This is a genomic window from Methylobacterium organophilum, assembly GCF_022179465.1.
Lineage (GTDB): Bacteria > Pseudomonadota > Alphaproteobacteria > Rhizobiales > Beijerinckiaceae > Methylobacterium > Methylobacterium organophilum.
This window is the reverse complement of sequence record NZ_BPQV01000009.1, coordinates 188,967-201,331: the sequence shown is the minus strand read 5'-3', so window position 1 is coordinate 201,331 and position 12,365 is coordinate 188,967. Positions and strand designations below refer to the sequence as shown.

Here is a 12,365-nt window from a genome sequence, read left to right as displayed (position 1 = left end):
CCTCGGGCAGGGCTCAGCGCTTCACGCCGTCTTCCAGGAAGCTGCGCACGGTCGACAGGAACTTCGCCACGGAGATCGGCTTCGACAGATATGCCTCGCAGCCGCCCTCTCGGATGCGCTCTTCGTCACCTTTCATCGCGAAGGCGGTGATGGCGATGACGGGGATCCCCCGCAATTCGTCGTCGTCCTTGAGCCATTTGGTGACTTCGAGGCCGGAGACTTCCGGGAGTTGGATGTCCATGAGGATCAGGTCCGGACGATGCGTCCGGGCCAGCTCGATCGCCTCGATGCCGTTGGCGGTCTTGAGGGTCGCGTAGCCGTGAGCCTCCAACAGATCGTTGAAGAGCTTCATGTTCAGCTCGTTGTCCTCGACGATGAGAACCGTCTTTGTCATGACCCAAGGTTCCGGGGCATAAGTGACCTCGCTCTCCTCGCACGCTGACCAAATTCCTTTTAAGTGGTACTCCTTGATGAAACGCAAATTTGATCATGGAGATGACGCGGCCGAACGCCTCGGATTAGAGGTTTTGGGCTGGCTCGCGCAGGATCCCGAGCGCCTGCATCTCTTCATGGCCGAGAGCGGGCTGACGCCCGATGCCCTGCGAGTTGCCGCGGGGGAGCCGGGTTTCCTCGGTGCGGTCCTCGACCACGTGATGCGCGACGAGCCGATGCTGCTCGCCTGCGCCCGCGACCTCGGCCTCAAGCCGGAGCGTGTCGCTGCCGCCTGGGCCCGACTCCAGCCACCGCCCTTCGACGAGGGCGGGATCTGATCCCGTTTCTGCTATCTGGGGTGGGTGTTATGGGGGCCTCAGCGGGCGAGCTCCCGCAAGCCCAGCCGGATCAAGGTCTTCGTCTCCGGTGTCTCGCCGGCGGCTTTGAGGGCGGCGGCGATGGCTGACGAAGCCTGCGCCTCGGCGTAGCCGAGATTGACCAGAGCGGAGATCGCGTCCGCGACGGGCTGCGGCAGACCGCCACCGGTCTCCGGCCCGCGCAGGGCGGCGAGCGTCGGGTCGGCGGGGGCGAAGGCGGGCGCCTTATCCTTCAGCTCCGCCACGAGGCGGGCGGCGAGCCGCGGACCGACGCCGGGCGCTCGGGCAATGGCCGTGCGGTCGCCGGTCCCGATGGCCTGGGAGAGCGCGTCGGGCTCCAGCACCGAGAGGACGCCGAGCGCCACCTTGGAGCCGACCCCCTGCACGGTCTGGAGCAGACGGAACCATTCCCGCTCGGCATCCGCGCGGAAGCCGTAGAGGCGGATCATGTCCTCGCGGACATGGGTCTCGATCGAGAGGGTCGCCGTCTCCCCGGCATTCATCCGTTGCAGGGTGCGCGCCGAGCAGTGGACCAGATAGCCGACCCCCTGCACGTCGAGGATCACGAAATCCTCCCCGAAGGAATCCACCACGCCCTTGAGCTTGCCGATCATGCGGGATCCGTATTGGCGCCGGGCTTGGTTCGCCGGCCCGAGTGCCATATCCCCGAGACGACCCGAACCGACAAGGTGACCGTATGAAACGCGCGACCGTCCTGGCACTCCTTCTCGCGACGGGGACCGCCTGGCCGGGCGCGGCCACCGCCGCCCAGGAGCCCGCGGCCAAGAGCGCCCCTCCGGCCCCCGGCGTCTCGACGGACCCTACCCAGGTGCGGCCAGGGCGCTACCTGCTCGATCCCGACCATGCCAAGATCACCTGGTCGATCAGCCATCTCGGCTTCTCGACCTATTACGGCGCCTTCTCGGACGTGTCCGGCGAGGCGAGCCTCGATCCGAAGGATCCGGCCAAGAGCACCCTCTCCGTGCGGATCGGTACGGGGAGCGTCGGCACCCTGAACGCGCAGCTCGACGAGCACCTGAAGAAGCCGGAATTCCTCGATGTCGAAACTTTCCCGGAGGCGCGCTTCGTCGCCCGTGCGGTCGAGCCGACCGGGCCGACCACGGCCCGCGTCATCGGCGACCTGACCCTGAAGGGCGTCACGAAGCCGGTCTCCTTCGACGCCACTTTCAACCAGGCCGGCGCGCATCCGGTGGACAAGAAATACACCGTGGGCTTCGACGGCCGCGCGGTGATCAAGCGCTCGGATTTCGGCGTGAGCGCCTACCTGCCGGTGCTCGGCGACGAGATCGCCCTGCGGCTCGAGGGCGAGTTCAAGGCGGCGGAATAGCCCGCCTCAGGCCGCCTCCGCGCGGGCGCTGCGGTCCGGGATCACGATCCGGAAGCGGGCGCCCGAGCGGGTCTCGTCGAGGCCGAGCGTGCCGCCGTTGAGGCGCACCAGCTCCGCGGCGATGGCGAGGCCGAGACCCGTTCCGCCGGCCCGGACCGAGCCCTGGAACGGGGCGAAGAGATGCGCCTTGGCGCGCTCGGGCAGGCCGGGGCCGTTGTCCGTCACGAGGATCGTCACCCGGCCGAGCCCGCAGGGGCCCTCCCGGTGGGCGTCGATCCGCACGATCGGCTCGACGGCGGCGTCCGGGCAGGTCGCCAGGGCCTGCACCGCGTTGCGCACGAGATTGGTCAGGGCGCGCTGGAGCTGCTCCGGATCGGCATCGATCTCGAGATCGCTCGAAGCCTGCACGCGCACATGGGTGCGGGTGCCCGGGGCAAGGTCGGACAGGTCCGTGAGCTCCGTGAGGATCGGCTTGAGCTTCACCAGGCGGCGCTGGGCGTTCGCTTCCGTCGCCCGCCCATAGGCCAGGGTCGCCTCGCAGAAGCGGATCGCCCGGTCGAGGGTGGCGACGAGCCGGGGCGCCACGCGCTGCACGATCGGATCGGCCACGCCCTCCAGGCGGTCGCCCAGAAGCTGCGCGGTGGTGAGCAGGTTGCGCAGCTCGTGATTGATCTTGCTGACCGAGAGGCCGAGCTCGGCGAGCCGCCGCTTCTGGCGCAGCTCGTCCGAGAGCGCCGTCTCCATCCGCGCGAGCGCCGTCTCGGCATGGCCGATCTCGTCCGTGCGCCGCGTCGGCCGGATCACCTTCTCCGCGCTCTCGGGATCGTCGGCGAACTCGGTGATGTTGCGCACGAGGCGCCGCACCGGCCGCACGATGAAGAATTGCAGCGTCACGAAGACGAGGCCGGCGGCGGCCGCGGCGATGACGAGGGAGGAGAGAAGCAGCCGGATCGAGAAGTCGATCATCGCCTCCCGCAGGGGCGCCTCGTCGAGCAGGATCTCGACGAGGTCGAAGCCGTCGCGCCCTTTGCCCACCACCCGGATCGGCGCGTCGGACGGCGCGACGAAGGTGCGCCAAGCCCCGTGGATCGCCTCGATCCAGTCGTAGTGGCGCAGGTCGACCATATCAGCGACTTCGTCGGGGACGGTCTCCAGGGTGACGAGCTGGCGGGTTTCCTTGTCGCGCACGGCGATGGCGCGGGCGTTCACGCCGGTCAGCAGGCGTCGGGCGAGATCCTCGGTGACATGGCCGTCCGGCGCCGCGTCGAGCACCAAGGCGGCGACCTGGGCGGCGGCGATCCGGTCGGAGAGCCAGGAGCGGCGGTAATTGGCCACCGCCGGCATGTAGATCAGGATTTCGGCGATGGCGACAAAGGCGACGGTGAGCAGGAACAAGCGACCGGACAGCCCGAGCTGGCGCCCGAAGAACGCCGACAGGCGTTTCCCGGGCGTGGGCCGTTTGGTCGTGTCGCTTGCCGACGCAACCGTCTGGCTGCCTGCCATCTCCATGGTTCCGCTTTGCGTTTCCCCCGCTCGTTCCCCGGGACGGCCGTTCATGGGCGAATGCCGTCTTCTCTTGCTTCTTTTGCCGCCGCCAGGTTCCGACGCCGCGTCGGCTGGCAGCATCATTGCGCGCAATCGTTAATCCGGTCGCGTCCGTCGCTCAAGCTGCCGCCTGATTCCGACCGAAAAGAGAGCTAGAAGCGCGAGGCCGACCAGCGAAGCGATCGTGGTCGGCGTGATCAGCCCGTGCAGATCGATCGCCTCCTCGCAATTCGTGCCGTTGGTGGCGAGGCAGAGCGCCTTGGCGCGGGCATGAGCGGCTGCGAGGTCGTTCACGCCCGAGCCGAGGCTGGCATAGATGAAGGCGCCGGGGAGCAACCCCAGGAAGGTGGCGAGGACGAAGGTGCGCAGGCGCACACCGAAGGCCGCCGGCACCAGATTCGTCATCCAGAACGGGAAGATCGGCAGGAGCCGAAGGAAGGCGACGTAGCCGAAGGCATCCCGCCGGAAGCCCTCGGCGAAACGGCCCAGCCAGGAGCCGGCCCGGCGCAGGATCAGGTCCCGAGCGGCGTAGCGGCCGATCGAGAAGACGATCATGGCGCCCGTGGTGGCCGAGCAGACGGCCGTGAGCGCGCCCGTCAGTGTCCCGAAAAGGAAGCCGTAGATCATCGTCAGCACGAGGCTCGCCGGCACCGAGACGATGACGGCGGAGACATAGACCAGCACGGCGACGGCGAGCGCGCGCGGCCGGTTCTGCGCCACGCTGTCGTGGAGCCAGTCCCGGGAGGCGAGCAGCCTGTCGAGGCTGATCTCGCGCCAGATCCCGGAGACGAGCACCACCAGCGTCAGGCAGACGAGGGCGGCGAAGGGCAAGATCCGCAGCCAGAGGCCGCCGCGGGGTGCCGGCATGGTGGGAGGGGTGGTCACCCCGGCTTGCGCATCCGCAGGATCTTGAAGAAGCCGCCGGGGAAGGTCGGTGCCACACCGACGAACTCGACGCCGTTCGCCCGGGCCCAGGCCTCGATCCGCGTCGACTTGAAGGCGGAGGACCAGCCGATCTTCGTACAGAGCGGGGCGACGATCTCCTCGACCCGGGCCACCGGCCCATCGGTCTGCCCGAAATGGTTGGCGAGCACGATGCCTCCGCCCGGCCGTACCACCCGCAGGAACTCGGACAGGGCCGCCTCGGGATCGGGCACGAGGGTGATCAGGAACTGCGCCACCACCGCGTCGAAGGTGTTGTCGGCATAGCCGAGGCGGCAGACATCCATCACCTGCAAGCCGTGGACATGGGAGAGCCCGCGGCGGCGCACCTTGGCGCGGGCGCGCTTCAGCATGTCCTCCGAGAGGTCGACCCCGCAGACGAAGCTGCCCTTGGGGTAGTAACCGAGCGACAGGCCGGTGCCGACGCCGGCCTCCAGCACGCGCGGCCCGTGGGCCACGGCGGCGTTCACCGCGGCGCGGGCCGCGGGCTCCGTCAGCTTGTCGTAGACCACGTCGTAGACCGGCGCCCAACGGGCGTAGGCCTTGCGCATCAGCGCCGTGCTCGGCCCCGCCTCCCGCATCGGCTCGCTCAGCATCGCGTCGTCGGTCCTCGTCTGGAATGTCGAAAGGGTTCGGGTCTCAACGCGTCAGGCGGCCTTGGCCGTGCCCGCCGGCACGCTGTCCACCCGCCGGATGGTACCGCCGCCCAGAACCTGGGCGCGCGAATCCTCGTCGGCGTAGATCACGCAGGCCTGACCGGGAGACACACCATCTTCAGGCGTCACCAGTGTGACTTCCGCATATCCCCGCTGCGCGTTCCAGCTCAGATGGGCGGGTCGCGGCTCGCGGGTGGAACGCACGCGGACGGCGACCGGCAGGCCGTCGAGGTCCTGGAGCGGGCCGGCGCCGAGCCAGTTCACGTCGTCCAGGCGGATCCGGCTCGTGGCCAGAGCCGAGCGGGGGCCGACCACGACGCGGGCGCTTTCGGGCTCGAGCCGCACCACGTAGAGCGGCTCGCCGACCGAGAGCCGCAGTCCGCGCCGCTGGCCGACCGTATAGTGCACGATGCCCTCGTGGGTGCCGAGCGCACGCCCGTCGAGATCGACGATCTCCCCCGCCCGGGTCGCCTCCGGGCGCAGCTTGGCGATCACGTCGGCGTAGCGTCCCTGCGGCACGAAGCAGATGTCCTGGCTGTCCGGCTTCTCGGCCACGGCGAGGCCGAGGTCGCGCGCGAGCCGACGAGTCTCGTCCTTGGGCCGTTCGCCCAAGGGGAAGCGCAGGTAGTCGAGCTGCTCCGGCGTCGTGGCGTAGAGGAAGTAGCTCTGGTCGCGGGCGGGATCGAGGGCGCGGTAGAGCGCGCGCCGCCCGTTCGGCCCGGGCCGGCTCGCCACGTAATGGCCGGTGGCGAGGGCCTCGGCCCCGAGGTCGCGGGCCATGCCGAGCAGGTCGCGGAACTTCACGGAACGGTTGCACTCGACGCAGGGGATCGGCGTCTCACCGGCGAGGTAGCTCTCGGCGAAGCGGTCGATCACCGATTCCCGGAAACGGTCCTCGTAATCGAGCACGTAATGCGGGATGCCCAGCGTCTCCGCCACGCGCTTGGCGTCGTGGATGTCGCGGCCAGCGCAGCAGGCGCCCTTCCGGTGCGTGGCGGCGCCGTGGTCGTAGAGCTGCAGCGTGATGCCGACGACGTCGTAGCCCTCGCGCTTCAGGAGCCCGGCCACGACGGAGGAATCGACGCCGCCGGACATGGCGACGACGACGCGCGTCTCGTGCGGGGGCTTCGGGAGATCGAGGGAGTTCATCGATGGATGGGCGGCGCCTGCCGCGCCGGTTCGAGGCCGCGAGGGAACGGTTGTTCGGATTGAGGCTATAGCGATCCGGCTCTTCAAATTCCAGGGATCGGCTGCGCGGCCTGGATTCCGCGTCCGGCGCAGCGGCTTTGCAAGGACGGCGCGCCCCTCTATCACGGCACGGCTTTCCGCAGCGGGCGCTTGCCGGGAGCGCGCCGCGACGCCTTCACGCCGGAGACGGGAGCCCGATGCGGGAACCGAACGCGATCGATTTCTGGCGCGGCTTCGCGCTGATCACGATCTTCATCAATCACATTCCCGGCAACACCTTCCAGCACTACACCTTCTCGCAATACGGCATCTCGGATGCCGCGGAGCTGTTCGTGTTCCTGGCCGGTTGGTCGATCGGCCTGGCCACGCGGGGGCGTGATGGCGCGCCCGAGCCGGCGATGCGCAGCGTGTTGCGCATGCTCTCGCGCACCATCGAGGTCTACCGGGCGCAGATCACCATCATCACCCTCGGGCTCGCCATGATCGCGGGCGCGGCGCTTGCCCTCGACAACCCGCTGATCCTCGAATGGCACAATGCCGGTGTGCTGTTCGCCGATCCGATTCAGACCATCGTCGGCGTGGTGCTGCTGACGCACCAGCTCGGTTTCTTCAACATCCTGCCCCTCTACGTGGTGCTGCTCGCCATGTCGCCGGGCATGGTGATCATGTCGCGTTTGAGCCGCTGGGCGGTGCTGGGCCTGTCCTTCGCCCTTTACCTGACGAGCCTGATCTTCGACTGGAACCTGCCCTCCTGGCCGGGGGAGGGGGCCTGGTTCTTCGATCCGCTCTGCTGGCAATTGCTGCTGGTGCTCGGCTTCTTCCTGCAGGACGCGACCCGACGCTCGGCCCGGCTGCGCCTGTGGTTCCGCCGGCTGATGCCGCTCGGCGCTGTCATCGTGGCGATCGGAGTCGTGCTCTCGGTCTACGAGATCCGGCCGGACCCCCTGCTCGTGCCCGAGCCGCGCCTGCTCTTCGTGTTCGACAAGACCTATCTGACCCCGGCACGCCTCGTTCATTTCTGCGGAGTACTCCTCTGCTTCCAGGCGGTGTATGCTTGGATCCTTCCCTGGATCGAGCCGCTGGCGCGGTTCCTCTCGGGATTAGGGCGCAACTCGCTCGCCGTGTTCTCGATGGGCTCGCTCTTCAGCCTGGGAGCGCAGTTCGTCCGGTTCCAGACGGGGGGCGGCTTCCTGGTCGATGTGTGCGTGGTCGGGTTCGGCCTGTTCGGTCTGGGTTTCACCTCATGGTTCGTCGAGTGGCGTTCCCGAAAGCCGAAGGTGGCCCCGGCGCCATGAGGGGCCGCCTGCGCCCGTCCGCCCTCGCCGGCCTGCTTCTCCTCGTCACCGCGCCGCTGGCGGCGGAGACGGCGCCGGCGGTGGTCTCGCCGCCCCAGCCCATCCCCGCCGCGCCGGGATCCAGCGTCGAGGCGGTCGATCCGAGCCTGTCGCCGGAATGCCGCGTGCCCGGCTCGAAGCTCTACACCCTCGCCAAGCTTTCCGCGGTGAAGGTGGCCCTGAAGCAGAAGCGGCCGATCAGCGTCCTCTCCATCGGCTCCTCCTCTGCCGGCATGGGCGCGGCGGCGTCCTATCCGGTGAGGCTGGAGACGGCGCTGGAGCGCTCGCTGCCGGACGTGGACATCGAGGTCGATTCCCGCGGGCTCTCGGGGGAGATCACCAGTGGGGCCGGGGAGCGCCTGCGCTCCATCGTCGCCGAGACTGAGCCCGACCTCGTGGTCTGGCAGGTGGGCACCAACGACGCCCTCGCCCGGGTCGATCTCGACGCCTTCGGCGAGGCGCTCGACGACACCGTGAAGTGGATCAAGTCGCACCACATCGACATCGTGCTGATCGACCCGCTCTTCACCCAGAGCCTCGCCGAGGACGCCTATTACAACGACATGGTCGCCAAGGTCCGCGAGATCGCGAGCCGCGAGGCGGTGCCCCTGGTGCATCGCTACGAGGCGATGCGCTACCTCTCCACTACCGGCGGCCGCTACGAGACCCACATGCTCGGGCCGCAATTCCGGCTGAGCGATCTCGGCTTCCGCTGCATGGCCGAACACGTGACCCGGGCCATCACCCTGTCGCTTCTCAAATCCGACCCGGCCGCGACCGGCACCGCCGGGACGGCCCCGCAGGGCGCGCTGCCCCCAGGCAAGGCGACCCCCTCGGGCAACTGAGCCGATTTAACTTCGCCGAAACGCGCGCCGCGTAACCTGAGGGTTGCGGCGCGCTTCCGCCCGCGGCAGGCGGAACCCCGATGGCGGCCGGTTCGTCCCTCGATGCGGCCATCGGCCGGCTGAAGGCGGCCAGCTCCGGCGCCGGTGCCTCGGCTTTGGGGGTCTTCGCCGTGCGCATCGCCGCGGCGGGCTTCGCCTATGTCGCCCAGGTGCTGATGGCCCGGATGATGGGCAGCAGCGAGTACGGCATCTTCGCGACCGTCTGGGTCTGGGTCGCCATCCTTGGTCATACCGCCACCCTCGGCCTGTCGCAGGGGGCTTGCCGCTTCCTGCCGGCGGCCCAGGAGACGGGGCGCCTCGACGAGATGCGCGGCTTCCTGGCCGGAGGTGCCGCCGCGAGCGTCCTCGGCGGCCTCGCCCTTGCCGGTCTCGGATGGCTCTGCCTGTGCCTGGAAGGCGGCCTTCTCGCGGACCCCTACGGCACACCGATCCTGCTTGGGGCGCTGCTGCTGCCGCTCTTCGCCCTGCAGGATTATCTCGAAGGCGTGGCGCGCAGCCAGAACTGGGCGGTGCTCGCGATCGCGCCGCCCTACCTGCTGCGCCAGGGCCTGATCATGGCCTTCATGATCGCCGCGGTGCTCGGCGGAGCCCCGGCCGAGGCCTGGGTCGCTGTCGCCTGCACCCTGCTCGCCACGGGCCTGTCGGCGATCCTCCAGGCCGTCCTGCTTGCCGCGCGCCTGCGCACCGTGCTGCCGAAAGGAGAGAGGCGGATGCGCTGGCGGCCCTGGCTTGCCGCCTGTCTGCCGATCGCCGGGGGCGACCTCGCCACGGCCGCCTTCGGCTTCATCGACGTGGTGGTGCTCGGCTTCCTGATGCCGCCGGCGAGCGTCGGCCTCTATTTCGCGGCCACGCGCATCCAGCAATTCACGGTCTTCGTGCATTACGCCGCCTCCGCGGCCACGGCCCAGCGCTTCGCCGCCACCCGCGCACGGGGCGACGAGGCGGCGCTTCTGGCGCTGGTGCGGGGCCAGGCCCTCTGGACCTCCCTCGCGACCGCCGTCGTTGCCGCCGGGACCGTGGCGGCGGCTCCGCTGCTGCTCGGCCTATTCGGTCCCGCATTCCGCGAGGCGTTGCCGCTCGTCGCGATCCTGGTTGCCGGCAGCGTCGGGGCCAGCCTGTTCGGTCCGGGGGAGGACCTTCTGAACATGCTCGGGGGCGAGCGCCTCTGTGCCGGCATCACCGTCGCGGCGCTCGCCCTCGGTGTCCTCCTGACCCTCACCCTCGTGCCTCTGCTCGGCCTTCTGGGCGCGGCCCTGGCCATGGCGTCGGCGACCGTCTTGCGGGCGGCCGGTATGGCGCTCGGCGCCCGCGCCATCCATGGCCTGTCCACGAGCGCCTTCACCCATTTGCGAAAGCCCGCCTGCCCATGACGGCGATCCTGTCCCGGTTCCGCGCCGGTTCCGCCTCCCGTCCTGCTTCCGCGCGGATCGAGATCGTCACGGCGGAAGCGCTCGCTGCCGGCGACCGCGACTGGGACGCCTTGTCCGAGCGGGCCGCCGATCCGCATCCGCATTTCAGCCGCCATGTCGTCGAGGCGCATCGCGCCCACGGCCTTGCTCCGCGTGACCTCGGCCTCGTCACCGTGCGCCACGGCGACCGCCTCGACGCGGTGCTGCCCTTCACCCGCGGGCTCGACATCACCGGTTTCGGCCGGGCCGTCGCCAAGCCGTTCCTCTCTCCTTTCGTCACCTCGACGGCGCCCCTCGTGGCCGAAGGCCCCGAATTCGCCGAGACCATGCTGCTCCTCACGGAGGGACTGGCGCAGGCCTCGGGCGGTCGCGCCTGGCGCTGGCCGCTCCTGTCGACGCAGGCCCGGGTCGGAGCGGCCCTGCTCGCGGCCATGCGGGCCGAGGGCTGGAGCTTCGCCGAGATCGAGAGCTTCGAACGCCCGGTCCTGGAACGCCGGCCCGACCATGACGCCTTCCTCGACGGGCATCCCCACAAGAATCGCCTGAAGGATCTGCGCCGCCGCCGGCGTCGCCTGGAAGAGACGGGGCGCCTCACCATCGAGACGGCGCGCGAGGGCGGAGCTCTGGCTGAGGCGGTGGAAGCCTTCCTTGCCCTCGAAGCGGCGGGCTGGAAGGGGGAGGCCGGCACAGCCCTGCGCTCGCGCCCGCGCACCGAAGCGTTTGCCCGCAGCCTGTTCGCGGCGACCGGTGGCCCCATCGGCATCCGTGCCGATACCCTCGCCCTGGACGGGCGGCCGCTGGCGATCAGCCTCGCCCTCATCGCGGGCCGCAACGCGGCCCTGCTCAAGACCGCCTATGACGAGGGCGAGCGCCAAGCGGCGCCCGGATTGCTCCTCGAAGCGGAGATCGTGCGCGCCCTGCACGAGACCGCCTTCGCCGACCGCCTCGATTCGGCGACCCTGCCAGGCTCGGCCCTCGAAAGCCTGTACCGGGAGCGCGAGATCGTCGCCGAGATCATCGCGGTGCCGCCCGGCGGCGACGGTCTCGTGAGCCTGGAGCGCCGGGTCAGGCTCGCCCGTTTCGAGCACGCGGCGAAAGCCGAGGCGAAGCGCCTCCTGCGCCGCGGCTGAGCCCGCGCCCCTCGGCCCGCGTCGCGAACAGGGTCGCGCCCCCGACCAGCCCGAGGGCCGCTGCGAGGCCGAGCTTCAGCCAGCGTGGATCGGCCGCCGCGACCCGGTTCGCGGAGCGGTCGTCGAAGCGGCCATGGGCGCCGGGATCGGTGTCGACCGGCTCGTAGAGGTTGTCGGGGCGTTTCTTCATGGCTTGCTCGCTCGTCATCTCTCCGCGAAAGCCATGGGTCGCGAGATAGCGGTCGATCAGGCCCGGGGCGATCATGTTGCCGAGGATCGCCTTCCAGCTCGCGCCGCCGATCCAGAGTTCGCGCGGCGCTTCGAAAGCGGCGCGGACGATCTGTTCGGCGACCGCCTCCGGCTGGAAGATCGGCGGCACCGGCTCGAGCTTTCGCGGCAGGCGCGAGCGGGCCCAGTCGAATTGCGGGGTGTTGACCGCCGGCAATTGCACCATGGTCAGCCGCACGGCGCTGCCGTCATGCAGGAGTTCGGTGCGCAGGGAATCCACGAAGCCGCGGACCGCCGCCTTGGCCGCGCAATAGGCCGATTGCAGGGGGATGGAGCGGTAGGCCAGGGCCGAACCGATATGGACGATGGTGCCGCGGTTCGCCGGCAGCATGTGGCGCAGAGCGGCCTGCGTGCCGTGGACCTGACCGAGATAGGTCACCTCGGTCACTCGGGCGAATTCCTCCGGGCCCATGTCGCGCACCTCGGCATAGACCGTGAGCATGGCATTGTTCACCCAGACATCGATGCCGCCGAAAACCTCCGCCGTCTCGTCCGCAGCTTGGCGCATGGCATCCGCATCCGCGACGTCGGCGCAGAAAGCGAGCGCCCGGCCGCCGAGCCGCTCGATGGCGCGCACGGTGCCATCCAGGCCCTTCTCGCCGCGGGCGATCACCGCCACGTTCCAGCCGCGTCTCGCGAAGGCCTCGACCACCGCCCGGCCGACCCCGGCCGTTCCGCCCGTCACCACCACGCTACCTGTTCGCCCGCGCGTCATCGTCCATCCCGTCATGGTTGAGCCGGGACAACGTTCCCGTGGGCGAGTCGATGCTCCCGGGTTCTTTCTTCGCGAGGCGGTGCCCTGCGTTGCCAG

Annotated in this window: 13 protein-coding genes; 6 read left to right on the top strand and 7 right to left on the bottom strand. The window is 69.8% G+C overall.

The annotated features are described in order from the left end of the window. Positions 1-13 precede the first annotated feature (13 nt). Entirely contained in the window at positions 14-394 is a 381-nt protein-coding gene (locus MFF21_RS16070) for a response regulator (protein WP_238312295.1), read from the bottom strand. Positions 395-470: 76 nt separating this feature from the next. Between MFF21_RS16070 and MFF21_RS16065 the strand changes: the two genes are divergently transcribed. Continuing rightward, positions 471-770, top strand: a complete 300-nt coding sequence (locus tag MFF21_RS16065) for a DUF3572 domain-containing protein (protein WP_238312294.1) — start codon at positions 471-473, stop codon at positions 768-770. Positions 771-808: 38 nt separating this feature from the next. Here the strand turns inward: MFF21_RS16065 and ruvA are convergent, their stop codons facing one another. After that, positions 809-1,423 (bottom strand): Holliday junction branch migration protein RuvA, encoded by a 615-nt coding sequence (gene ruvA, locus MFF21_RS16060; protein ID WP_238312293.1) that lies wholly within the window; start codon positions 1,421-1,423, stop codon positions 809-811. Positions 1,424-1,506: 83 nt separating this feature from the next. Between ruvA and MFF21_RS16055 the strand changes: the two genes are divergently transcribed. Further along, positions 1,507-2,157 (top strand): YceI family protein, encoded by a 651-nt coding sequence (locus MFF21_RS16055; RefSeq protein WP_238312292.1) that lies wholly within the window; start codon positions 1,507-1,509, stop codon positions 2,155-2,157. A gap of 6 nt (positions 2,158-2,163) precedes the next feature. Here MFF21_RS16055 and MFF21_RS16050 read toward each other — a convergent pair whose 3' ends face one another. The 4 genes from MFF21_RS16050 to mnmA all read right to left on the bottom strand — a co-directional run bounded on the left by MFF21_RS16050 (position 2,164) and on the right by mnmA (position 6,449). Next, entirely contained in the window at positions 2,164-3,660 is a 1,497-nt protein-coding gene (locus tag MFF21_RS16050; RefSeq protein WP_238312291.1) for a sensor histidine kinase, read from the bottom strand. Positions 3,661-3,798: 138 nt separating this feature from the next. Further along, entirely contained in the window at positions 3,799-4,587 is a 789-nt protein-coding gene (locus tag MFF21_RS16045; RefSeq protein WP_238312290.1) for a TVP38/TMEM64 family protein, read from the bottom strand. Then, complete coding sequence (locus tag MFF21_RS16040; protein WP_238312289.1) at positions 4,584-5,240, bottom strand: methyltransferase domain-containing protein; 657 nt, start codon at positions 5,238-5,240, stop codon at positions 4,584-4,586. The genes MFF21_RS16045 and MFF21_RS16040 overlap by 4 nt, the downstream gene beginning before the upstream one ends. 51 nt (positions 5,241-5,291) lie before the next feature. After that, positions 5,292-6,449, bottom strand: a complete 1,158-nt coding sequence (gene mnmA, locus MFF21_RS16035) for a tRNA 2-thiouridine(34) synthase MnmA (protein ID WP_238312288.1) — start codon at positions 6,447-6,449, stop codon at positions 5,292-5,294. A 236-nt stretch (positions 6,450-6,685) separates the two neighbouring features. On the opposite strand from mnmA, the gene MFF21_RS16030 reads away from it, so the two are divergent. The 4 genes from MFF21_RS16030 (at position 6,686) to MFF21_RS16015 (ending at position 11,266) form a co-directional block, all read left to right on the top strand. Further along, positions 6,686-7,783, top strand: coding sequence for an OpgC family protein (locus MFF21_RS16030; RefSeq protein ID WP_238312287.1), 1,098 nt, complete (start codon positions 6,686-6,688; stop codon positions 7,781-7,783). Beyond that, complete coding sequence (locus tag MFF21_RS16025; RefSeq protein WP_238312284.1) at positions 7,780-8,667, top strand: SGNH/GDSL hydrolase family protein; 888 nt, start codon at positions 7,780-7,782, stop codon at positions 8,665-8,667. The genes MFF21_RS16030 and MFF21_RS16025 overlap by 4 nt, the downstream gene beginning before the upstream one ends. Before the next feature lie 80 nt (positions 8,668-8,747). Continuing rightward, positions 8,748-10,097, top strand: a complete 1,350-nt coding sequence (locus tag MFF21_RS16020; protein ID WP_238312283.1) for a lipopolysaccharide biosynthesis protein — start codon at positions 8,748-8,750, stop codon at positions 10,095-10,097. Further along, on the top strand, positions 10,094-11,266 hold the full coding sequence (locus MFF21_RS16015) for a GNAT family N-acetyltransferase (RefSeq protein ID WP_238312281.1): 1,173 nt from the start codon (positions 10,094-10,096) through the stop codon (positions 11,264-11,266). The genes MFF21_RS16020 and MFF21_RS16015 overlap by 4 nt, the downstream gene beginning before the upstream one ends. On the opposite strand, the gene MFF21_RS16010 is transcribed toward MFF21_RS16015, so the two are convergent. Next, positions 11,202-12,269: an SDR family oxidoreductase gene (locus tag MFF21_RS16010; protein ID WP_238312279.1), complete on the bottom strand. Its 1,068-nt coding sequence runs from the start codon at positions 12,267-12,269 to the stop codon at positions 11,202-11,204. The genes MFF21_RS16015 and MFF21_RS16010 overlap by 65 nt on opposite strands. Positions 12,270-12,365 lie beyond the last annotated feature (96 nt).

Coding starts and splice junctions, on each gene's coding strand:
- MFF21_RS16070 (WP_238312295.1), bottom strand. CDS start 394: ATGACAAAGACGGTTCTCATCGTCGAGGACAACGAGCTGAACATGAAG.
- MFF21_RS16065 (WP_238312294.1), top strand. CDS start 471: ATGAAACGCAAATTTGATCATGGAGATGACGCGGCCGAACGCCTCGGA.
- ruvA (WP_238312293.1), bottom strand. CDS start 1,423: ATGATCGGCAAGCTCAAGGGCGTGGTGGATTCCTTCGGGGAGGATTTC.
- MFF21_RS16055 (WP_238312292.1), top strand. CDS start 1,507: ATGAAACGCGCGACCGTCCTGGCACTCCTTCTCGCGACGGGGACCGCC.
- MFF21_RS16050 (WP_238312291.1), bottom strand. CDS start 3,660: ATGGCAGGCAGCCAGACGGTTGCGTCGGCAAGCGACACGACCAAACGG.
- MFF21_RS16040 (WP_238312289.1), bottom strand. CDS start 5,240: ATGCTGAGCGAGCCGATGCGGGAGGCGGGGCCGAGCACGGCGCTGATG.
- mnmA (WP_238312288.1), bottom strand. CDS start 6,449: ATGAACTCCCTCGATCTCCCGAAGCCCCCGCACGAGACGCGCGTCGTC.
- MFF21_RS16030 (WP_238312287.1), top strand. CDS start 6,686: ATGCGGGAACCGAACGCGATCGATTTCTGGCGCGGCTTCGCGCTGATC.
- MFF21_RS16025 (WP_238312284.1), top strand. CDS start 7,780: ATGAGGGGCCGCCTGCGCCCGTCCGCCCTCGCCGGCCTGCTTCTCCTC.
- MFF21_RS16020 (WP_238312283.1), top strand. CDS start 8,748: ATGGCGGCCGGTTCGTCCCTCGATGCGGCCATCGGCCGGCTGAAGGCG.
- MFF21_RS16015 (WP_238312281.1), top strand. CDS start 10,094: ATGACGGCGATCCTGTCCCGGTTCCGCGCCGGTTCCGCCTCCCGTCCT.
- MFF21_RS16010 (WP_238312279.1), bottom strand. CDS start 12,269: ATGACGCGCGGGCGAACAGGTAGCGTGGTGGTGACGGGCGGAACGGCC.